Origin of the sequence: Paraburkholderia diazotrophica (assembly GCF_038900755.1) — a bacterium.
Lineage (GTDB): Bacteria > Pseudomonadota > Gammaproteobacteria > Burkholderiales > Burkholderiaceae > Paraburkholderia > Paraburkholderia diazotrophica_A.
The window spans coordinates 1-616 of the sequence record NZ_JBBPEN010000072.1; the positions used below are offsets into that span (position 1 = coordinate 1).

The 616-nt window shown below is 60.9% G+C and carries 1 protein-coding gene; it reads left to right on the forward strand.

Going from position 1 to position 616, the window contains the following annotated elements; all coding sequences use genetic code 11:
* Positions 1–206 precede the first annotated feature (206 nt).
* Positions 207–488, forward strand: coding sequence for a GntR family transcriptional regulator (locus AABE10_RS36270; RefSeq protein ID WP_342937848.1), 282 nt, complete (start codon positions 207–209; stop codon positions 486–488).
* Positions 489–616: the final 128 nt, after the last annotated feature.

Sequence of the window (616 nt, forward strand, 5' to 3'; positions counted from 1 at the left end):
CGACAGAGCGTCGGGGCTTCTCGCTTAAACTTAGAGGCGATCATGAAAAAGCAGATTGCAACCGCGGCTGTGATTGGAGCGTTACTGGCGCTTGGCTGTTTGCTCTGGGAACAGCAGTCCGTTGCAGGCAATGGGCAACCATGGCGCGGGCGCCTGAGCCTTACGCGCAAACCCGTCGCCGTTCGACCGGCATTTGAGGTACAGCAATGTTTAAGGACCCGGAGCAGGGCTGGCGTCCTGATTTTGCGCGTCTGCGCGGACGTGTCTATCTGCCAATCGCTGCCCAGATCGAAGAAGCGATTAGCCTCGGCATCTTCGCACCCGGAGACCGGCTGCCATCACAGCGGGCGATTGCCGGCGACCTTGGCTTCCACCTCAACACGGTGAATGCGGCGTTTCGTGAGGCGGCACGTCGCGGTCTGATTCGCAGCGGCGTTGGTCGCGGCGGGCCGATCCTCCTCGGCCAGCAGGTTGCTCGGTCTGCCTGATTCGTAAGCGGTGATTTCAGCACACCGAATAAGGAATTGTTTGCAACTGACGGGCGAGCGTAGCCGAATCGCGATGGTCGGGGTCAACCGGCAATGTCCGCATCGGGGTGATGAGTCTGCACGTGGGC